The organism is Pseudomonas sp. BSw22131, assembly GCF_026810445.1.
GTDB classification, from domain to species: Bacteria; Pseudomonadota; Gammaproteobacteria; order Pseudomonadales; family Pseudomonadaceae; genus Aquipseudomonas; species Aquipseudomonas huanghezhanensis.
Genome location: NZ_CP113949.1, coordinates 399544 through 418292 on the forward strand (window position 1 = coordinate 399544; position 18749 = coordinate 418292).

At 55.1% G+C, this 18749-nt stretch carries 20 protein-coding genes and 4 pseudogenes; 7 read left to right on the forward strand and 17 right to left on the reverse strand.

Annotated elements, in window-relative coordinates; genetic code table 11:
• Nucleotides 1-15: 15 nt before the first annotated feature.
• Genes rfbD through rfbB form a run of 4 tightly spaced genes read right to left on the reverse strand, consistent with a single transcriptional unit; the run spans nucleotide 16 to nucleotide 3396 of the window.
• Nucleotides 16-906, reverse strand: a complete 891-nt coding sequence (rfbD, locus tag OYW20_RS01740) for a dTDP-4-dehydrorhamnose reductase (RefSeq protein ID WP_268799017.1) — start codon at nucleotides 904-906, stop codon at nucleotides 16-18.
• Nucleotides 903-1448: a dTDP-4-dehydrorhamnose 3,5-epimerase gene (gene rfbC / locus OYW20_RS01745; RefSeq protein WP_268799018.1), complete on the reverse strand. Its 546-nt coding sequence runs from the start codon at nucleotides 1446-1448 to the stop codon at nucleotides 903-905. The genes rfbD and rfbC overlap by 4 nt, the downstream gene beginning before the upstream one ends.
• Nucleotides 1445-2320 carry a glucose-1-phosphate thymidylyltransferase RfbA gene (gene rfbA, locus OYW20_RS01750; RefSeq protein ID WP_268799019.1) on the reverse strand — a complete coding sequence of 292 codons (876 nt, stop codon included), beginning with the start codon at nucleotides 2318-2320 and terminating at the stop codon, nucleotides 1445-1447. Before rfbA ends, rfbC begins: the two co-directional genes overlap by 4 nt.
• On the reverse strand, nucleotides 2317-3396 hold the full coding sequence (gene rfbB / locus OYW20_RS01755; protein ID WP_268799020.1) for a dTDP-glucose 4,6-dehydratase: 1080 nt from the start codon (nucleotides 3394-3396) through the stop codon (nucleotides 2317-2319). The genes rfbA and rfbB overlap by 4 nt, the downstream gene beginning before the upstream one ends.
• A gap of 529 nt (nucleotides 3397-3925) precedes the next feature.
• Between rfbB and aguB the strand changes: the two genes are divergently transcribed.
• The 4 genes from aguB to OYW20_RS01775 all read left to right on the forward strand — a co-directional run bounded on the left by aguB (nucleotide 3926) and on the right by OYW20_RS01775 (nucleotide 7802).
• Nucleotides 3926-4804: an N-carbamoylputrescine amidase gene (gene aguB / locus OYW20_RS01760; RefSeq protein ID WP_268799021.1), complete on the forward strand. Its 879-nt coding sequence runs from the start codon at nucleotides 3926-3928 to the stop codon at nucleotides 4802-4804.
• A 5-nt stretch (nucleotides 4805-4809) separates the two neighbouring features.
• On the forward strand, nucleotides 4810-5916 hold the full coding sequence (gene aguA, locus OYW20_RS01765) for an agmatine deiminase (protein WP_268799022.1): 1107 nt from the start codon (nucleotides 4810-4812) through the stop codon (nucleotides 5914-5916).
• A gap of 171 nt (nucleotides 5917-6087) precedes the next feature.
• Nucleotides 6088-6291, forward strand: coding sequence for a hypothetical protein (locus tag OYW20_RS01770; RefSeq protein ID WP_268799023.1), 204 nt, complete (start codon nucleotides 6088-6090; stop codon nucleotides 6289-6291).
• 227 nt (nucleotides 6292-6518) lie between these two features.
• A complete protein-coding gene (locus tag OYW20_RS01775; protein ID WP_268799024.1) occupies nucleotides 6519-7802 on the forward strand; it encodes an OprD family porin in 1284 nt (427 codons plus the stop codon).
• 178 nt (nucleotides 7803-7980) lie between these two features.
• On the opposite strand, the gene OYW20_RS01780 is transcribed toward OYW20_RS01775, so the two are convergent.
• The 4 genes from OYW20_RS01780 to OYW20_RS01795 form a co-directional block, all read right to left on the reverse strand.
• Nucleotides 7981-8760: a substrate-binding periplasmic protein gene (locus tag OYW20_RS01780; RefSeq protein WP_268799025.1), complete on the reverse strand. Its 780-nt coding sequence runs from the start codon at nucleotides 8758-8760 to the stop codon at nucleotides 7981-7983.
• Nucleotides 8761-8941: 181 nt separating this feature from the next.
• On the reverse strand, nucleotides 8942-9568 hold the full coding sequence (locus tag OYW20_RS01785) for a glutathione S-transferase family protein (protein WP_268799026.1): 627 nt from the start codon (nucleotides 9566-9568) through the stop codon (nucleotides 8942-8944).
• A 116-nt stretch (nucleotides 9569-9684) separates the two neighbouring features.
• Nucleotides 9685-9957 (reverse strand): hypothetical protein, encoded by a 273-nt coding sequence (locus OYW20_RS01790; RefSeq protein ID WP_268799027.1) that lies wholly within the window; start codon nucleotides 9955-9957, stop codon nucleotides 9685-9687.
• Complete coding sequence (locus tag OYW20_RS01795) at nucleotides 9954-10169, reverse strand: hypothetical protein (protein WP_268799028.1); 216 nt, start codon at nucleotides 10167-10169, stop codon at nucleotides 9954-9956. Before OYW20_RS01795 ends, OYW20_RS01790 begins: the two co-directional genes overlap by 4 nt.
• 190 nt (nucleotides 10170-10359) lie before the next feature.
• Here OYW20_RS01795 and OYW20_RS01800 point away from each other — a divergent pair, with 190 nt between their 5' ends.
• Nucleotides 10360-11154, forward strand: coding sequence for a hypothetical protein (locus OYW20_RS01800; protein WP_268799029.1), 795 nt, complete (start codon nucleotides 10360-10362; stop codon nucleotides 11152-11154).
• Between the two features lie 180 nt (nucleotides 11155-11334).
• Here the strand turns inward: OYW20_RS01800 and OYW20_RS01805 are convergent, their stop codons facing one another.
• The 4 genes from OYW20_RS01805 to OYW20_RS01815 all read right to left on the reverse strand — a co-directional run bounded on the left by OYW20_RS01805 (nucleotide 11335) and on the right by OYW20_RS01815 (nucleotide 13419).
• Nucleotides 11335-11538, reverse strand: coding sequence for a hypothetical protein (locus OYW20_RS01805; RefSeq protein WP_268799030.1), 204 nt, complete (start codon nucleotides 11536-11538; stop codon nucleotides 11335-11337).
• Between the two features lie 509 nt (nucleotides 11539-12047).
• Complete coding sequence (locus OYW20_RS01810; protein WP_268799031.1) at nucleotides 12048-12470, reverse strand: DUF1493 family protein; 423 nt, start codon at nucleotides 12468-12470, stop codon at nucleotides 12048-12050.
• Between the two features lie 2 nt (nucleotides 12471-12472).
• Nucleotides 12473-12904 carry an STM2901 family protein gene (locus OYW20_RS26065; protein WP_408005452.1) on the reverse strand — a complete coding sequence of 144 codons (432 nt, stop codon included), beginning with the start codon at nucleotides 12902-12904 and terminating at the stop codon, nucleotides 12473-12475.
• Between the two features lie 11 nt (nucleotides 12905-12915).
• On the reverse strand, nucleotides 12916-13419 hold the full coding sequence (locus OYW20_RS01815) for an Hcp family type VI secretion system effector (protein ID WP_268799032.1): 504 nt from the start codon (nucleotides 13417-13419) through the stop codon (nucleotides 12916-12918).
• Between the two features lie 115 nt (nucleotides 13420-13534).
• Here OYW20_RS01815 and OYW20_RS25985 point away from each other — a divergent pair.
• A pseudogene (locus tag OYW20_RS25985) lies at nucleotides 13535-13720 on the forward strand (hypothetical protein); the annotation flags it as partial.
• Here the strand turns inward: OYW20_RS25985 and OYW20_RS01820 are convergent.
• Nucleotides 13678-14151 (reverse strand): annotated as a pseudogene (locus OYW20_RS01820) (site-specific integrase); the annotation flags it as partial. The pseudogenes OYW20_RS25985 and OYW20_RS01820 overlap by 43 nt on opposite strands.
• A gap of 39 nt (nucleotides 14152-14190) precedes the next feature.
• Nucleotides 14191-14946: an acyltransferase family protein gene (locus OYW20_RS01825; RefSeq protein ID WP_268799034.1), complete on the reverse strand. Its 756-nt coding sequence runs from the start codon at nucleotides 14944-14946 to the stop codon at nucleotides 14191-14193.
• Nucleotides 14947-14971: 25 nt separating this feature from the next.
• On the opposite strand from OYW20_RS01825, the pseudogene OYW20_RS01830 reads away from it, so the two are divergent.
• Nucleotides 14972-15653: pseudogene (locus OYW20_RS01830) on the forward strand (hypothetical protein); the annotation flags it as partial.
• Here OYW20_RS01830 and OYW20_RS01835 read toward each other — a convergent pair.
• From OYW20_RS01835 to OYW20_RS01845, 3 genes and pseudogenes are all read right to left on the reverse strand, one after another.
• Entirely contained in the window at nucleotides 15650-16504 is an 855-nt protein-coding gene (locus tag OYW20_RS01835; RefSeq protein ID WP_268799035.1) for a hypothetical protein, read from the reverse strand. The pseudogene OYW20_RS01830 and the gene OYW20_RS01835 overlap by 4 nt on opposite strands.
• A 20-nt stretch (nucleotides 16505-16524) precedes the next feature.
• Nucleotides 16525-17391 carry a hypothetical protein gene (locus tag OYW20_RS01840; protein ID WP_268799036.1) on the reverse strand — a complete coding sequence of 289 codons (867 nt, stop codon included), beginning with the start codon at nucleotides 17389-17391 and terminating at the stop codon, nucleotides 16525-16527.
• Nucleotides 17392-17700: 309 nt separating this feature from the next.
• Nucleotides 17701-18346: pseudogene (locus tag OYW20_RS01845) on the reverse strand (integrase domain-containing protein); the annotation flags it as partial.
• Between the last annotated feature and the right edge of the window lie 403 nt (nucleotides 18347-18749).

Genomic DNA, 18749 nt, shown 5'->3' on the forward strand with positions numbered 1-18749 from the left:
GTGGCCGCATTATGCCTACCGCTGCAACGCTAAGCACTCCGACAATGCGTCATGCCAGGCAGGCTGCCTGACGCCCCACTTGTCAGACAGCAAGCTGCAGTCGAGGCGCGAGTTGAGCGGGCGAGCGGCGGGCGTCGGGTATGCGCTGGACGGAATCGGTTCAAGCGCTGCGCACGGTTTGCCCTGTCTGATCAAATGTTGACCAATCGCCTGGGCAAAACCGAACCACGACGTCTCACCCTCAGCCGTCAGGTGGTAGACGCCCCAAGGGTGCGCTTCGCCCTCTTGCCAGCGCTCAATCAACTGCCGGGTGCTGCCGGCGATGGTGCCTGCCCATGTCGGCGCGCCGATCTGGTCGGCGACAACAGTCATCTTTTCGCGCTCTTGCAGCAGGCGTTGCAGGGTCAGCAAAAAGTTGCGGCCGGTGAGCGAGTAAACCCAGCTGGTGCGCAAAATCAAATGCTGCCCGCCTACGGTGGTGATGGCCCGCTCGCCCGCCAGCTTGCTGCTGCCATAGACGCTCAGAGGTCTGGGAGCGTCGGACTCCTTCCACGGGGCATCGCCTGTGCCGTCGAAAACATAGTCGGTTGAGTAGTGGATCAGCGGGATGCCTAGCGTTGCAGCTTCTTCAGCCAACACGCCGGGGGATACACCGTTGATCGCCAACGCCAGTTTCGGTTCGCTTTCAGCCTGATCCACCGCTGTATACGCCGCCGGGTTGATGATCAGGTCTGGCTTGAGTTCGCGTACCGTGGCGCGCAGAGACTGCGGATGGCTCAAATCAAACTGATCGCGGCCCAGGACCGTCAACCGGCCGATGTCTTTCAAGCTGTGCTGCAACGCTTGGGACACTTGCCCGTACTGGCCGCTGATCAGAATGTGCAACGGCTTGCGCGGCGCGGTCATGGGAATAGGTCTGCGTCGTTGAAGCGTTTGCCGTCCTGGTCCTTGGCGGACAGTTTCGGCGCCTCGCTCAATCCCCAGTCTATCGCCAGGTCCGGGTCATCCCAGCGGATGCAGCGCTCGGCAGAGGGGGTGTAGTAATCAGTGGTCTTGTAGAGAAACTCGGCATGCTCGCTCAGCACTACAAAACCGTGGGCGAAGCCCGGCGGAATCCACAGCTGGCGGGCGTTTTCGGCTGACAGGTGAATGCCCACCCACTGACCGAATGTCGGTGAGCTGCGGCGGATGTCCACCGCAACGTCGAACACCTCGCCCAGCGTCACGCGGACCAGTTTGCCCTGTGCATGCTCGACCTGATAATGCAGCCCGCGCAGTACGCCTCTTTGCGAGCGTGAGTGGTTGTCCTGCACGAATTGCATCGTTACGCCGGTCTGCTCGCAGAAGGCTTTGGCGTTGAAGCTCTCGTAGAAAAAACCACGCTCATCGCCAAAGACTTTTGGTTCGATGATGAGCACATCAGGCACTTCACACACCGTCACTTTCACTGATGTTCCCCTGCAACTTTGAACAGGTACTGACCGTAGCCGGTTTTGCCAAAGTAGTCAGCACGGCTGAGAAGAAAGTCTTTGTCGATCCAGCCGTTCTGATAGGCGATTTCTTCAAGACACGCCACTTTCAGGCCTTGCCGATGCTCGATGGTCTGCACGTACTGGGAAGCATCAAGCAGGCTGTCATGGGTACCGGTGTCGAGCCAGGCGAAACCGCGTCCGAAGCGCTCGACGCGCAAATCGCCCCGTTGCAGGTAGGCATTGTTGACGTCTGTTATCTCCAGCTCGCCGCGTGGCGACGGCTTGACGTCTTTGGCGATCTGCACGACTTCGTTGTCGTAGAAATACAGGCCGGTGACCGCGTAGCTGGACTTCGGCGTCTTGGGCTTTTCCTCGATTGAAAGTGCTTGGCCGTTCTGATCGAAGTCGATCACGCCGAAACGCTCCGGGTCCTTGACCCAGTAACCGAAGACTGTGGCGCCCGCCTTATACTCAGCCGCACGCTTGAGTTGATCGCTGAAGTGCTGGCCGTGAAAAATGTTGTCGCCCAGGATCAGGCACACGGAATCATCGCCGATGAATTCTTCGCCAATCAGAAACGCCTGCGCCAAACCGTCTGGTTTGGGTTGTTCGGCGTAATGGAAATTGACCCCGAACTGGCTGCCGTCACCCAGTAAAGCCCGATATTGCGGCAGGTCCACCGGGGTGGAGATCACCAGGATTTCTTTGATTCCGGCCAGCATCAGCACCGAGATCGGGTAATAGATCATCGGCTTGTCGTAAATCGGCAGCAGTTGTTTAGAGACCCCAAGGGTGATGGGGTGCAGACGCGTGCCCGAGCCGCCTGCCAGTACGATGCCTTTGGTCATGCGATCAGATCCTTTAATGAGGTGCCCAGGCGTTCGCCCTGATAACTGCCGTCTTGTACGTGGAGGCACCACTCCAGGTTATCGAGGTACCACTGCACGGTTTTGCGCAGGCCCGATTCAAACGTTTCCTCGGGTGTCCATCCAAGTTCGCGTTCGATCTTGCTGGCGTCGATGGCGTAGCGCATGTCATGGCCGGGGCGATCGGTCACGTAGGTGATGAGGTCAGCATAATTGTCCACGCCCTTGCGTTGCTCCGGCGCAAGCTCCTCAAGCAGTCCGCAGATGCCGCGCACCACATCAATGTTTTTCTGCTCGTTATGACCGCCGATGTTGTATGTCTCTCCAACTTCGCCTTCGGTCACGACTTTGAGCAGCGCGCGGGCATGGTCTTCGACGAACAGCCAGTCGCGCACCTGCAGGCCGTTGCCATACACCGGCAGTTTTTTACCCGCTAGCGCGTTGAGAATGACCAGCGGAATGAGCTTTTCAGGGAAGTGGAACGGCCCGTAGTTATTCGAGCAGTTGGTGACCACCACCGGCAGTCCGTAAGTGCGATGCCAGGCCCGAACCAAATGGTCAGACGCCGCCTTGCTCGCGGAATACGGCGAGCTGGGCGCGTAGGGCGTGGTTTCCGTGAACAGGTCGTCGACACCGTGGAGATCGCCGTACACCTCGTCGGTGGAAATATGGTGAAAGCGAAACGCTGCGCGCTCGGCCTCGGGCAGAGCCGACCAATAACTGCGGGTGGCCTCTAGAAGGCTGTAAGTGCCCACGATGTTGGTCTGGATGAATTCGGACGGGCCGTCGATGGAGCGATCGACGTGGGATTCAGCCGCCAGGTGCATGATCGCCTCCGGCTGGAATCGGGCCAGCACTTTAGCGACGGCGCTCTGGTCGACGATGTCTTCTTGCACAAATTCATAGCGGGTATTGGTCACGATGCTTTGCAACGATTCCAGATTGCCCGCGTACGTGAGTTTGTCGAAGTTGAGCACATCGTGATCAGTGTTGGTGATGAGATGGCGGATCAGCGCTGAGCCGATAAAGCCCGCACCACCGGTGACAAGTATTCGCATGGGTTCTGCCTTCTTCCCTGGATGAGCGTAAATACAAAGGAGCATAGCTTGTGGGGCGATGCGAGCCGGTGCAAGGCGCAACCGGCTTCACAGCCATGAAATTAATTGATTGGAGACCGTCGATCACGTCATAAAACTGCCGCAGAAAGTGTATCGGTTGCTCAACTTGTGAAAACTCCTCCGAGAACCGGGCATCTCCACCCCCGATGGTCACCCCGCGTCGTAGCGTGGACTTCTTCGTGGGTAACGTGTCGAAGGTCTTGAGTGAGCTGGAAGACTGAGCGTCGTCGTACTTGTTGTAACGAGGCTTGCCGGCGAATCAGACAGCGTGCTCGCAGGTGTTCTCTGACGCAGCCTGAAACCAGGGGCCTTGTAATCGATTAATATCGAACTAATCATCGATAAATTTTGTAAATTACCGATTAAATGGTTTTAAGACCGATTTTTATCGGATATAAAGGCGCCAGAATTGTCATGGCTCGTCTGCTATGGTGATAAGCCCTTTGCATCCGCCCCTGGAGGATTTTCCATGAGCCGTATCGTTACCGTCGCCGCCACCCAGATGGCCTGTTCCTGGGATCTGGAAGCCAATATCGAGACCGCTGAAAAGCTGGTGCGTGAGGCAGCCGCCAAAGGCGCGCAGATCATCCTGATTCAAGAGCTGTTCGAAACTCCGTATTTCTGCCAGAAACCGAACGCCGAATACCTGCAACTGGCGACCACCGTCGAAGACAACGTTGCGATCAAACACTTTCAGAAAATCGCCAAAGAGCTGCAAGTCGTACTGCCGATCAGCTTTTTTGAGCTGGCCGGCCGTGCGCGTTTCAACAGCATCGCAATCATCGATGCTGACGGCAGCAATTTGGGCCTGTATCGCAAGAGCCACATCCCGGACGGTCCTGGCTACCACGAGAAGTACTACTTCAACCCGGGCGACACCGGTTTCAAAGTCTGGAAAACCCGTTACGCCAAAATTGGCGTGGGTATCTGCTGGGATCAGTGGTTCCCGGAGTGCGCGCGCAGCATGGCGTTGCAGGGCGCGGAAATCCTGTTTTACCCAACCGCCATCGGTAGCGAACCGCACGACAAGAGCATCAGCTCCCGTGACCACTGGCAGCGTGTGCAGCAAGGCCATGCCGGCGCGAACCTGATGCCGCTGATCGCCAGCAACCGCATCGGCAACGAAGAACAGGACGGCTACGACATCGACTTCTACGGCTCCTCGTTCATCGCTAACCAGTTCGGCGAAAAAGTCGAAGAGCTGGGCGAGACCGAAGAGGGCGTGCTGGTCCACAGTTTCGACCTCGATGAGCTGGAGCATGTTCGCAGCGCCTGGGGCACTTTCCGTGATCGTCGCCCGAACCTGTACGGCGCGGTCAAAACCCTCGACGGCTCGCTGGAGTCCTGATCGTTATGACGACGCTCAACAGCACCCCGCGTGCCGATGGTTTTCACATGCCCGCCGAGTGGGCGCCGCAGACCCAGACCTGGATGATCTGGCCTGAGCGCCCGGACAACTGGCGCTTGGGTGGCAAGCCGGTGCAAACCGCGCACGTTGCAGTGGCCAAGGCCATCGCGCGTTTCGAACCGGTGACGGTTGCGGTGTCGGCGGCGCAATATGACAACGCTCGGGCGCGTCTGGATGTGCCTAACATCCGCGTCGTCGAAATCAGTAACGACGACGCATGGATGCGCGACACCGGCCCGACGTTTGTCATCAACGACAGCGGCGAAGTGCGCGGCGTGGATTGGGGCTTCAATGCCTGGGGCGGGTTCAACGGCGGCTTGTATGCACCGTGGAACCTGGATGAGCAGTTGGCCAGCAAGGTCATGGAAATCGAGCGCTGCCCGCGCTATGTCACCGAAGGCTTTGTGCTGGAAGGTGGCTCGATCCATGTCGATGGTGAAGGCACGCTGATCACCACCGAAGAATGCCTGCTCAACCGCAACCGCAACCCGCATCTGTCGCGTGAAGAGATCGAAGCCGTGCTGCGCGATCATTTGTCGGTGGACACGATCATCTGGCTGCCGGACGGTCTGTACAACGACGAGACCGACGGGCATGTGGATAATTTCTGCTGCTACGTACGCCCCGGTGAAGTGCTTCTGGCCTGGACGGATGACCCAAAAGATCCCAACTTCCCGCGCTGCCAGGCGGCGATGGGCATTCTGGAGAACGCTCGGGACGCCAAAGGCCGACCATTCGCCGTTCATAAAATGCCGATTCCCGGTCCATTGTTCGCGACCGAGGAAGAATGCGCAGGCGTCGATCAGGTGCATGGCAGCCAGGAGCGCAATCCCTCGGTGCGCCTTGCCGGGTCGTACGTGAACTTCCTGATGGTCAACGGCGGCATTATCGCGCCGAGTTTTGGTGACCCGCTGGACGAAACTGCACGCGAAATTCTGCAGCAGTTGTTCCCCGAACACGAGGTGGTGATGGTGCCGGGTCGCGAATTGTTGCTCGGCGGCGGCAATATCCACTGCATGACGCAGCAGCAACCGGCGCCTCATCGCGCCTGAGTTGGTTCACTTCTTGCTGTTCTGAAGCCCATCACACGATGGGCTTTTTTTTGCCTGGCGCTCCACGCGATCACGAAACGACCCTGCGTCGTTTAATAGTTGTACGGCTCGTTCGTCTGTCACAAACGCTCCGTAGATTTCGCCATTCAAAACGCAAAGAGGGTGTTACTTATGAACGCAGGTTATGAGCTGCACATGGCTCGCGGGTTGTCTGCGAGCTGTGAGGCACGGCAAATGATGGCGGACTGGCTACGTTTCACCCATGCGCCCAAAGCCCGCAAGCCTGACTACCGAGCCATGCTGGTGCAGCGGTACCCGGAAGGCTTGATCAACGACGCCGAGCTTGAAGCATTGCTTGGCCTGCTCTACGAATAACACGGTCATGGCGGAATCACTTCGATGTCTGTCGAATTGACCTCTTGTTCACCGGCCGCTAGGATGCGCGCCTTCAATGCCCCGTGGCCAAACGCCATAGACGTTCATCAGTAGTCCACTGCGATGATTTCATGCGGGCTTTCGAGGCTTTTCTGCTCGAGAGACGCAATTGCCTGCTCAGGCATTTGCCACGGCGCCAGATCAATCTGCTTTACAAGGACGACAAGATGAACACGCGTATTGGCCTGCTCGCACTGAGCATCATGGCTGCTGCCACGGCTACTCAGGCATTCGCCGAGGGTCAGTCCGATTCCAAGGGCTTCTTGGAAGACAGCAGCCTCAAGCTGCACCTGCGCAACGCCTACATCAGCCGAGATTACAAAGACGGACGTGACGACAAGGCCGAGTGGGGTCAGGCGTTCATGGCCAACTACGCGTCGGGCTTTACCCAAGGCACTGTAGGTTTTGGCGTCGATGCCTTCGGTCTGTATGCGGCACGTCTGGACGGCGGCAAAGGCAAGAGCGGCGCGGGCGGCATCGATTTCTTTCGTAAAGGCGAAAACGGTACGGGTGACGCCGCCGACGATCTGTCGCGCTTTGGCGCTGCAATCAAGGCCCGCGTCTCTAATACTGAACTTAAGTACGGCGACATGATGCCGGAGCTGCCGGTGCTCAGTCATGACAGTTCCCGGCTGCTGCCGGAGTCGTACACCGGCACCATGATCACCTCCAAAGAGATCAAAGGCCTGGAGCTGGTCGCCGGGCGCTTTACTGCGCAAGCCCGCAAAAGCGCACAGGGCCGCGACAGTGGGGATGTGAAAAGCATCAACGTCTACGGCGGCAGCTATAAATTCAACGAAGCCTTCAGCGCAGCGTTCTATGGTTCCGACGTTGAGGACGTACTGAAAAAGCAGTACCTGAACCTCAACTACGTGTTCGCGTTGCCTGAAGACCAGTCGCTGACTGTCGACTTCAATGGCTACAAGACCCAGCTGGACAAAGATTTTGCGGTCGATGATGCCCGCAACAACAAGATCTGGAGCCTGGCTGCGACCTGGGCGGTGGGTATCCACTCGTTCACCCTTGCGCACCAACGCAGCACCGGCGAAACCGGCTACAACTACGGCGGCTACCGCAACGACCGCGGCTTTGGTGACGGCGGCAACAGCATCTACCTGGCCAACTCGTACTGGTCGGACTTCAACGGCAAGGACGAGCGCTCCTGGCAGTTGGGCTACGGCGTAAACCTGGCAACCCTCGTCACGCCTGGCCTGAGCTACAGAATCGCCTACGTGCGTGGCGACAACATCGATGACGGCATCAACCCTGGCAGCGGCGACGAGCATGAACTGTTCAGCCAGCTGACCTATGTGGTGCAGAGCGGCCCCGCAAAAGACCTGTCCATTCGACTGCGCAACTCGATCCTGAAAGTGTCGAACAACGCCAGCAACTACAACGCTGAAGGTAACGAAACCCGCATCTTCATCGACTACCCGATCAACGTGTTCTGACGTTGAATCCCAGATAAAAAACGCCCCGTTCGTGTGATCGGGGCGTTTTTTTTGCCAATCGCCCGGCTTGTTACGACGCCTGTGGTTTATCCAGATCGGAGAGCTAGGTCATTCGTATCGCATGATCCGGGAACTGGGTAGCTCAGTGGTAGTGAACAACTCATTGCTCTGTGGCTTTTCAGCGCAAAGGCAGGCCCTTGAGGTAGTCCATGATGATGAGGCTGATGGTGCCGTCGCGACGCAGGTCTTCCACTGCCCCGCTCAAGGCGTCGATCATGGCCTGATTGCAGACTTTGGAGCAGGCCAGATAAAGGTCTGCCCTCATCAGTGGGGGGCTCATTTTCAGTGGACGGTTGGACAACTGCCGCCAGATGTACTGGCTTTCCGGCACCCCGTTGAACCAGGCGTCGACCCGTCCGCGCAGCAGCATCTGCGCAGGGTTATCGCCGATCTTCAGCGGGTAGATCTGGTCATCGCGAAAGCCTTCGTCACGCAGCTTCTGCTCTTGAGCACTGCCCATCCCCACTGCGATCAAGCCGTAGGCTTTTTTGGCTTCAGCGAACGATTCGACGCGCTGGTTCAGGCTGAAAAACGCTCGGTCCATGGTCATCACAGGCGCGATCCATGCGTAATTGTTTTCCCGTTCTGGCGTCCTCGACAGCGGCACGATCAGCCGGTCGCTGCCGGCGCGCACATCATGCTGCGCGCGTAGCCAAGGCAGGCTGATCAATTGCAATTCGTAACCGGCCAGTGCCGCCGCCTTGATCGCCACGTCGCCGACGATGCCATGGCGCTCGCCCTGGCTGACCATGCTCAGTGGCGGCGCCTCCGCTACGTACAAGTCAATGGCGGGTGTTACCGCAGCAGATGTGCCCGCAGCGAACAGCAGCATTAAAACGCCCACCCACAATTTGGGCGATAGCTGTCCGGCGTTTGCAAAAAAACCAGTGCGGCTCATGGCAGTGAGACTCAAAGGGAAGGCAGGTGAAAGTTTAGCTCCGGGTTTCGAGAGCACAGGCCCAAGTGATTGCCGAGCGCGCCATGCACGTAAGGCGCACACCCGGCATTCAAAAAATATAGCGTGATGTGGCGCGGGGCTCGCGTCACATCACGTCAGTATCAAGACGACGATCAGATTGTCATTTGGCAAAACTGTACTCGCCGCCTTTCTGGACCGCAGCCTGATACGCCGGACGTTGCTGGAAGCGCTGCACCCACGCTTTGAGGTGCGGGTAGTCGCCCAGCAAGCCCTGCTGCTTGGCGAGCTCGCCGATGAAACTCATCTGCACGTCTGCGCCGCTCAATTCATCGCCCATCAGGTAATCGAACTGGCTCAGCGCGTTGTCGAGGTAGCTCAGGTAATTTTTCAGCTCGCCCTGAATGCGTGGATGCAGCGGCGCGCCGGCATCGCCCAAGCGCCCGACATACAAATTGAGCATCAGCGGCAACATGGCCGACCCTTCGGCGAAGTGCAGCCATTGCACGTATTCGTCGTAGGTGGCGGTGGACGGATCTGGCTGTAAGGCGCCATTGCCGTGACGGCGGATCAGATAATCGATGATTGCAGCCGACTCGATCAGCGTGTGCGGTCCGTCTTGAATGACCGGGGATTTGCCCAGCGGGTTGATGGCTTTCAACTCGGGCGGCGCGAGATTGGTTTTCGGGTCGCGGTTGTAGCGCTTCACTTCGTAAGGTACGCCCAGCTCCTCAAGTAGCCATAGGATACGTTGCGAGCGCGAGTTGTTCAGATGATGCACGGTAATCATGGGCAGCTCCGTTAAAGAGAAAAGGAGACCTGCCACGCCAGCCTGGGTTGGAGAGCAGGTTCTATAAAGCAGACCTTCCTGATACCGCAGAGTGCCTGCTTTCCCTTCACCTTCATTCACGCAGCCGGAGCAAACCCTTCCAGCCGTGCCTGTACCGCGTCATCGAAAATGATGTAAAGCGTCTCGATATCTCCTTTGCGCACGCGCTTGTCGGACTCTAGCTCGTGGATGTAGCTGATCTGCATTTCGCCTTCGCTCTCCACCTCCTCGCGCGTACTGGCGCCTTCCAGCGAGCGCAGCAACCTATCGAGGATTGCGCGGATACTTTTATGCAGCTTGATCTGGTCGAGCCTGGTGTACGGGGTGGAGTCTTCTGTTTCGGTATTCATTTGGGCTTGAACTCGCTGCTGCCGGGTTTGTGAGAGCCGTATCGGGATTCGTAGCCTGAACCCAGCGTGGCCGCCTGCGCATCGGCCAGGTCTTTGGACGCAAAAATGTCGACAAAACGCCAAGGCGTGCGGCGTATCACCGCCCATCCAAGTACGTAAGCAGGGTTGTTGGGATCCTTCGGTAATGCTCGGACCAGGCTGACGAGAGTCATGGAGGATTCCGCTGGGGGGCTGAGGATTGGACTGGGAAGATAGCACCTTGAAGCGCAACGGGATCGGCTGGCGAGTGTGAGCATATGTCGCGGGCGTCGGCGCAAGGATTTGAAGCGCCTTACACATGTAAGGGAATCGTCTTGCATGTTCAGCCTCTAACGCCCATCACCACGACATCAGGAGCCTCCAATGCCCCGGACCGATGCGCCGAAAATGCTTTTTGTAGGCTGGGACGTCGGTGGCTGGAATTGTGATTACAACCCCAAAAGCCGCGACGCGCTGGCGATCCTGGACGCCGAGCGCCAGACAGTGGGCCATCCATGGAGAGGCAACCTGCGGCAGTTGATCAATCAGTCGAGCTCTACAGAGCAGTTCGTGCAGCGCTTGCTGGCGTTGTGCGGCGCTGAAGCGGTGTTTCAACAACCGGTCCAGATGTTGATGGGGATCGACACGCCGTTGGGTTGCTCAAGACCTTTCATCGACCTCATCACCCATGGCTGCACGGCCGCCATGATCGGGGACTCGCAGAAAAACCCCTACCTGCACCGCCGGACCGAACACTTTCTGTTTGAAAGGGGGCTGGCGCCGCTTTCGCCTATTAAGGACATGATCGGAAGCCAGGCCACCAAAGGCATGCACGTGACGGGACGCTTCGCGCCGACCAAAGAGCGTTGCGGTGTGTGGACCGACAATCAGTTTTTGCGGGCCTTCGAGGCCTACCCGTCCGCTTGTAAACGATCAAGCTGGATCAAGCAGTTGCGGGCACCGTTTCATCAATACGACGCGGCTGGCGTGGCGTTGCCTGGGGAGTTTGTCGCTGGGCTTGAGCACGTCGACGTGCAGGACGCACTGACCTGCGCCTTGATCGCGTGGACATTTGAATTCCAACCAGACCTCATCGCCCAGCCCGGTCCTGAAATCGATCCTGTGGAAGGATGGATATTCGTACCGACAGATTGCCTGCTCATGCCCAAGGATGAATGAATGCACCGCGCCCCTATCGCTTGCTGGAGCGAGGCTTGCCCGCGAAGCTGTATCGCAGATCCTCAAAATGGCTCGGCGCCAGGCTCAAATGTTTATCGTCTAGCCACACGACGCAAGCACCCTGTAGGAGCGAATTCATTCGCGAGAAAATCTGAATCACTCACCCCAATGACACGTCTCTCAATAAAACTTCGCCGCAGCCATCCTCAACTTCTCAATCGAAGAATCAATCCCCTCGATGCTTTCAGAGATATCAACCTGCCCTCGGCTGGACTGCCGGTGCGCAGAGAAAACGAGATGGCCTGCCATCACAACAGAGAGCCGCTCGAAATGGGCGGCGGTTTCTTCAAGGTCACGCTTCATGTTCGACAGGGGTATCAGCACGGATCAATCTCCAGAGGGCTTACGCAATGGCCCATCTGAAAGATCAGATCGGAGCCTATTTCCGGCGCCCTGCAGAGACAATCAGTCCTTGTGAGGTGCCGCTTATCATGCCGTATTCATGCTTCATCCTTCCGGCGGTAGCCAGTTAACTGACTCAGTAGCTGCTCCATACAAAAGCTATCGGAGGGCTGTTTGAATTCTTGAATGGTTGCGGCGGGGTCGAGGGGATTTATTTTTTAATCAGGTGGGCAGCGTTCTAGACGGGACGAATCGTCAGTGATCACTGACAGTTTGGAACATTTGTTTTGGGTGGCTGAGACTGACACCGTTCGCGCCTGAACGAATGGGTGGCGGCTGCACATGGGTGAGGCGACCGGGGAGTCAGGCACCCGGCGCACCGGTAAGCTTTGCCTCGGGAGGTTTTCTTTGTCGATAGAACTTGGTAGGTCGTGGGCTCCTCAAGGCCATGTATGCGGTAAACCTCTGCCACGCTGATCGCATAGGCAAGATCAACGGCTCTTTATCTTGTAGCCATCAATTGGAATATCTTCTGTACGCTCATATAGTGGTACATCGCTAAATTTGGCTTGCTCAAATGCTTGTGTATCCCAACCTCCCGATTTTAAGGCTAGATACAACATGCCCACTCTTAGTGGTATGTTTCCGCGTCTGTCTTTGGCACGCCTGAAGGAAAAAAAGTTGTAACCTTCTTCCAAAAAGTACCGATAAGGATCGTAATCGTTAAGATCGATAGAGAACCTTTCGAAGAACTCGACCATTAGATCATTTGCATCGTCGCCATCTATACCTAAGTCTCTTGCGACATCGGTTGCCAAGCTGAATTTTTCAAATGCCTTTCTTCCAAAGCCTACGGTATCTTGAATGCAGACGACAATGCTATCCAATAGTTTGTAATCAAGGGGTTCGTTCATTGCTAGAAAACCTGATCTTCGGTGCTCACAATGGAGTTATAAGTTACAACTGTCTTGTAGCCTATCAGTCCTAGCTCCGCCGCCGTATACGCCCAGCCTGCGACAGGGATCGCGCGAGCTATGAAAGCAGCAATGCTCGGCGTTCTACGAATGTGCGGGGGACGCCAGCCTACGATTGATGGAGCCCTATAACCTCCAGGGAAGCGCCGTTTCTTAAGTGCGCGTCTTAATAATAAAGAAAGAATGGACGTATTTTTGGTTGCCCCCCCCGGCTTAGTGCGTGTGGGAATTATGTTAGCCCCGGTCACTATGCCGAAGGCGGCTGCAACATCATCGAGTCCCAGTTCCTCCATCGCAGTTTCAGATGCAATTATCCAAAGCAACTGATTTGCAGTAAGTCCACAGTCTCCGTCATAACAATATATTCTAGCCACTCATACTATCCTTATGCGTAAGTGTTATTGCTTGTCTGGTCCCATCCAGAGGAAACTTGTCCGATCAACAGTCCGGATTTTCTGCTTTGTTGCGAATAGATCATTTTTACTTTGGCATAGTCAAAGCGAATAACCTCTTCAGGAAATGATGAAGGTTTTCTGTCGAAAAGGTTTCCTGACTCAACGCCGCTGATGATAACTTCTTCAAATGTGACTTCCATGTACTTTTGTTTTTCACCGCCTGCACGGTATAGGCTCAAAATTACCTTTTTCAGATGTTGGCCAGCGCAGCAGGCTTGAAAGATTTTTGGTGTCGATGAGTCAACTAGCTTCACGATACTGAAATCACTGAGATAGACCCGGCCGACGGTTGCGCCGCCCGAAGAACTGGCAGTTCTAGAGACATCTTGCGTCGCCGCTAAATTGAAGGCAGTGGCCTCAATCCAGTCCTGGTGGGCCGAGTCCCTAGATTCTCCGGCGATACCGTCAATCCAGATAAATGCGTCAAATGCCATTCCTTCTCCTTGGAAATAAATTTACAGTTGAGGCCGAGTAACTTTTGTTACGAAGGTTAACGTAACAAATTTCTATTTGCACCCCGGCTTCACGTTTGTCGTGTGTCACATCTTTGTCTGCCTCGGTGGGTGCAGTCGCTGGTTGCCGGTACGCTCCTGCCGCGTAGCGCTGCGTACTTGGGCCAGGTTGACAGCAATCGGACGTTTCGCTGAATCGTCGGGATACACGAGTTTCAGGTCTAAATCTCACGTTTGGTGCTACTGCTGGGACGCATTGACCAGCGGGATGCTGAGGTCGTAGACGTCCATCATCGCCCCGTCCCTGTGGCCGCTTGCCTCCTTTTTGTCGGCCCTAGTGCCGGCCGTGTCGGTGATGCCACGCCGTTTTAGATCATGCAGCCCAAAGCGTTGCTCGGCCAAGAGGGTGCCGTCTTCAGCGGCCGAGGTGATAAACCGTTGCCAAGCCGTATCCAGGCTTGATTTGCGCAATGCTCCTCCATGGCTGGCCACAATGATGTAGCGCCGATCGGGACGAATCGGAACGACAGTTGATTTGCTGGCCAATACTTTGGCTCGGTATGCCTTTGCTCCTTCCCATGCTGACCGCAGACGCGGTGTCCAGCGAACGATGTTGTCCCGGCTGCCTTTGCGCCGGTTGGTCATGATCCCATCGGCCAGTTCATGGGCATCGGTCAGCGTGACGGTCTCAATGCCCCGCAAACGGCACAGGTAGGTCAGGATTAACCCAAACCACTAACTTGATAAAAAACGCTAAGCGTTCGCTAACGCCGTGGGCGAGCGCTTCGAATCCCGCGCGTAATTCAGAGCAGGTCTTTCCACCAAGACCCAGGACATCGTCGCCAGAACCGCGGTCACCAGCGCAGCGACGGCCATGGACGAGTAGAAGCCAAGTGGGGTGCAGTTGATGACGATCTGCTGGACAGGGAAGGCATACAAGTAGAGCCCGTACGAGATATCGAACCGTCCTCGAATGAGTCTTTCGTTAACCATCGTGCCGAGCGCGAGGACGATAAGGCTAAAGCCTATGCTAGAGAGCACCGAAGGCAGAATGCCTATTATCGCCAGCGCCAAAAGTGCCACTCCTGCGCTTGCGACCGCGGCGCTGGATCGCGTGCTGGCGAGCAGCTTCGGGTGGAAGGCAAGGCTCGATCCCACAAAGAAGCCAATGCAGACGGTTGTGTAGATTAAAACCTTGTCTGCCATGGGATGAATGATTGATCCGGCAACGATGTTGAGCGCACAGAACAAGGCCAGCGCCAGTAAAGGCATGATTTGTCGACGAGCCAGGCTCAGCGCAAGGGCTACGAGGACATAGCAGCCGAACTCCAGTTTCAGAGTCCAGAGGCTGCCATTGAGTGACTCCTGAAAGATGAAGCCTTGAGTCACCGCGTCCACGTTAGCGCGGCCAAACGCGGCAATCTGCAGGAACTTCAGCAGCGCCTCAGCGCTTCCCGTCAGCGAGAGGAAACTCCCAGGGGCAAAGAATGCGCCCAGCACGAACACCATAGAAAAATAAATCTGTCCCCTTTTCGCTGTGGTGGTCAGCTTCGCCTATGGACGGCCGAACAAACCCTTTATCACGCAGATCCTGCCGCACGGTCTGAGCCTGCCCAGGGTGCGGAAGGGCGGCCAGGTGTGCCTGCCAGCAGCGCTTCGATGCCGATGGCAACTGGCTGCGCCAGACTGATGGCAAGATCCAGGACAAGGCGATCGAGCGCGAAGTCGAAGCCCTGGACAACACCGAGAGCTTTCAGAATCACACTAGGACGGTCGACGACCATTCGACGGAGTCAGTGGGCGGTATCAAGAAGATCGAGGCTCTGGGCGCACTCAAACTGCTGTCGGGCGGATCCGCGAGCCTGGCGGCTGTAGACGATCTACACCAGGCCACCGGCCGTGATTTGAACCTGGTGGTGGGGCAGAAGCACAATGCGACGGTCGGTGGTGACATGCATGAACAGATCAAGGGATTGCGAAAGAGTGTGGCCGGGATCAGCCAACACATGCTCGCGCCAAAGAATCACGTAGGATCAGAGACGGTAAATATTTTCAAGATCCTGTGCGATACCCTCGACCTAATGGAGCTAATGGCTGAACAAATCGCGAGCCATGTTCATGGATCAACACCAGTTCCGTCGACATCAGCCGCATTTACCGCAGATGCAGCCAAAGCGGCTTTGTTGTCAGCTACTTTGAGGGTTGTTACTGCTTAGTTATGTTCATCATGCTTAAGCATGAGGTCTTTCAGGTCTTGATGAAAAAACTCATTTAGTGCTGTAAGTGCTGGTGCTCTAACTTGAGCGTTAATAATATTAAGGTATCCATATAGGTGGTCTTTGAGCCCGCTGTTCAGAAAAAAACGCAGCTCGAAAAAAAGATAATCCTGAGTGATTTGCGCCGTTTTCATTAACTGTGAAGAAATATTTTTATTTTGAAGTATGTGTTTAACAACCTTGTATTCAGCAAATAAGTCAGTTATGTCCGCACGTCTTATTCTTTGATCTCTCGATTGCATCAGTCTTAGCCTGTCGGGTTGTTCCGCATTGATGCCGAGATCATGAAAGATATCTCCCAAACTCCATGACTCCATAGCATGCTGGAGATCTGAGAAGTACATTTCTTGCCAATGCATTCGGATGATCGCCTTATGCGTATCCTCCTCTAACTCCTTGAAAATTTCATCAAAACTGTTCCCCAAGCTACTCATTTTGGTGACGAATTTCGTTGTCTCTTTAATCCCTTGGCGCTTATTTCCGGAAAAGTCCCCGCAAATTACACACATTCTATCTACTAAATCTCTGCACTCCTTAATTAAAACTTCTTGTCTCTCAGATTCCTTGTTTTTTCTGTATTGAAATACTGCAAACACGAACGCGCCTGCTGTAGCAAATTGAGCAATTGCGTTAATGATATCTATTAGTTTTATACTCCAGAAGTCGGTCGAGAAAGGTTTCGCGACATAAATCATGTTTGCTAAAATAATCAATAGTGTAAGTGCCATCAGTAAGTCTGCGAGGGCAGGCGATTCTGCAAACTTCTTAAGTTTCTTTTTCTCGAAAAACATAATCCCTCCTTGTTATATGTCTATTGCTCAGCTTGAACTGTTTGGAGTTCATTGGTTCGTATTGCTTTTGTTTCTACCAACACTCGCCTGTACACTGAGATAAATTGTGAGATAAGTCCGAAATTCGGTGAAATAGGGTCATTGCCGAGAAGAGTGGCTAGGGTCCAAAGCAGCCCTTGAAAAGTCGAGTCAAAACCTTCTTTTAATATTCCGGATACGGTATCGCCACCGCTAATAAATCCTCCATCTTCCGCATATAAAAGTTTGTTCCTGTAATCAGAGCGGAGGCTTACAAATTTCTTAATAGTAACATTATGAGTATGTTGGATCTGATTCACCAGTTCTTGGTATAGTGACTCGATAACCTCCTCGCTTGATTTGCCTTCCAGGCTTATAAACATAGCGAGAGGGTTTAAAGGGAATATTATTTTTCCATCTGCCCCGCAAACGTGAAAGACGATGGTGTCATTTTTAACCTCGGGAATCACTTTCATCTGATAATGTTCGATTCCTTCAAAGGTTAATCCGTCCTCAATTATCCACCCCATGACGAAGCGCATTACGGATAGGATAGGGTAAAACATCAATTTCACTTGGTGGTTTTTGTAAGAGCGTACAAGGTCGCGATGTTCAGGCATCTTGCTTTCATTTAGTTTCAACCACTCGAATATCGCAACAACAAGCTCTTCCTCGGCAGCAATCAGCCGGATTGCTCCCATCTCGTTATCGATACCGTCTAGTAACTTAGCTTTTTCGACGTGGTCCATTGCCTTCAAAACTCGCCACCAAATTTTGGTTGGAGCTTTGTTTTCTATATATTTAAGAAGTTCCTCTCCCACAAGCTCATCAAAATGATCTGAACTAACGATCCGTTGTATTTGCTCCATGTTGTTCTCCGATCAATTTCAATGAAAGTTGTAAGCATAGTGTAGTAGTTTAAATATATGTTAGGGAATCATTGATGAATTGGCTTCTGCCTGCACGGTTGATCAGGAAGTCGGAAAGCCTACTCTGATTACTCCTGTCGGCACCACCAGGATTGCGCATAAGCGCAACCGTCTACGTACTCAATCCCGCTTAGGACAAAACCGGTCACAGCCATCCCCGCCAGTGTTGCGTCCAGTAGACGAGGTAATGGGTCCGGATCAAGTGGCATGCCCACATCTACCCGGGGGGAAAAGGGACGGGGGAAAGGGGACAGATTTATTTGCCATTATCCAGCGGGGGGCTGAGGCTCCCGAACGGCCGCCTTTGGTGCCATCCTGAATGTTGATCTTGCCGTAGTGTTCGGCCTCACGTTTTAAGCGCGGTAAGTCGGCCCAAATGGCCTCGCGCAGGCGCATGCCGATGGCTCGACCTATCTGCGCAATGGCCGCCGCGCGAGAGTTGGTGTTGGCAAAGCGTATCGACGATGTGTATCACGTGTTCGCGATCCTGGCCTTGTGGAGCTGTCGTGCGGATGGTGGTGCGCTGCATTCCCAACGCCTTGCTCGGACTCGGCACTTTCACATTCTGATCAACACGAAGCGAAGCCATGGTTCGGTTTACCCTGGATAGCCGGTTTTGCGCATTGGTAATGGTGAGTTCACCTTGTTCAACTTGCTGCCGCAGATGTCTGGCGTAATCCAGAAAAGTCTGCCGAACGATCTGACGAGCATCGTTAAACCCCGGCCCATCCTCCGAATGACACCAGCGCACAAACGCCTGCCAGCGATCACTGTGCGCCTTGATCGTGCCGTGATGCCCGCCGCCAAATAGATCGCGCAATGCCTGGGGCCCTGCATAACTCAGTTGCCGACCATAGCCAAAATTACGCCCATCCCGTCTACCGACCAATGCCATGACCCAACTCCTCTCGAAGCCAAACCTTTAAAACTTTCCCCATGTCATCCCGCCACGAATGTTGAGTGTTATCAGGGATCAAGGCCACTGCGACCTGTGAGGGTTGTCCACTAACGCGGGACTGGCGGCTCTTTACGACCGGGAGCCGGGGCATCTCATGATCTGGCCTCCTGAGCACTTCCGAAGAAGTGGGCGAGTGGAGGCTGCGCTGGCTGACGAGACCAGCGCCGCGAGACCCTGATTCGGGTGAAGGCAGTGAAGCGATGACCGGGGCGTGCCTGGCTGTCAGTCTGGTGCAGTCCGTTCCTTGGATTGCAGCACCATCATCTGCATCGCTGTTGCCGGTGACTTCGGTGTTTGTCACGCCAATGGTCACGAGGTGGAACGCCACAGGGCCTAGTCG

Bases quoted from the DNA above. Each gene is read 5' to 3' on its own strand.
- OYW20_RS01775 (WP_268799024.1), top strand. From the start codon at position 6,519: ATGAACACGCGTATTGGCCTGCTCGCACTGAGCATCATGGCTGCTGCC.
- OYW20_RS01790 (WP_268799027.1), bottom strand. From the start codon at position 9,957: ATGAATACCGAAACAGAAGACTCCACCCCGTACACCAGGCTCGACCAG.
- rfbB (WP_268799020.1), bottom strand. From the start codon at position 3,396: ATGCGAATACTTGTCACCGGTGGTGCGGGCTTTATCGGCTCAGCGCTG.
- aguA (WP_268799022.1), top strand. From the start codon at position 4,810: ATGACGACGCTCAACAGCACCCCGCGTGCCGATGGTTTTCACATGCCC.
- OYW20_RS01810 (WP_268799031.1), bottom strand. From the start codon at position 12,470: ATGAACGAACCCCTTGATTACAAACTATTGGATAGCATTGTCGTCTGC.
- rfbA (WP_268799019.1), bottom strand. From the start codon at position 2,320: ATGACCAAAGGCATCGTACTGGCAGGCGGCTCGGGCACGCGTCTGCAC.
- OYW20_RS01780 (WP_268799025.1), bottom strand. From the start codon at position 8,760: ATGAGCCGCACTGGTTTTTTTGCAAACGCCGGACAGCTATCGCCCAAA.
- OYW20_RS01795 (WP_268799028.1), bottom strand. From the start codon at position 10,169: ATGACTCTCGTCAGCCTGGTCCGAGCATTACCGAAGGATCCCAACAAC.
- OYW20_RS01800 (WP_268799029.1), top strand. From the start codon at position 10,360: ATGCCCCGGACCGATGCGCCGAAAATGCTTTTTGTAGGCTGGGACGTC.
- OYW20_RS01825 (WP_268799034.1), bottom strand. From the start codon at position 14,946: ATGGTGTTCGTGCTGGGCGCATTCTTTGCCCCTGGGAGTTTCCTCTCG.
- OYW20_RS01840 (WP_268799036.1), bottom strand. From the start codon at position 17,391: ATGGAGCAAATACAACGGATCGTTAGTTCAGATCATTTTGATGAGCTT.
- aguB (WP_268799021.1), top strand. From the start codon at position 3,926: ATGAGCCGTATCGTTACCGTCGCCGCCACCCAGATGGCCTGTTCCTGG.
- rfbD (WP_268799017.1), bottom strand. From the start codon at position 906: ATGACCGCGCCGCGCAAGCCGTTGCACATTCTGATCAGCGGCCAGTAC.
- OYW20_RS01815 (WP_268799032.1), bottom strand. From the start codon at position 13,419: ATGGCATTTGACGCATTTATCTGGATTGACGGTATCGCCGGAGAATCT.
- OYW20_RS01785 (WP_268799026.1), bottom strand. From the start codon at position 9,568: ATGATTACCGTGCATCATCTGAACAACTCGCGCTCGCAACGTATCCTA.
- OYW20_RS01835 (WP_268799035.1), bottom strand. From the start codon at position 16,504: ATGTTTTTCGAGAAAAAGAAACTTAAGAAGTTTGCAGAATCGCCTGCC.
- OYW20_RS01770 (WP_268799023.1), top strand. From the start codon at position 6,088: ATGAACGCAGGTTATGAGCTGCACATGGCTCGCGGGTTGTCTGCGAGC.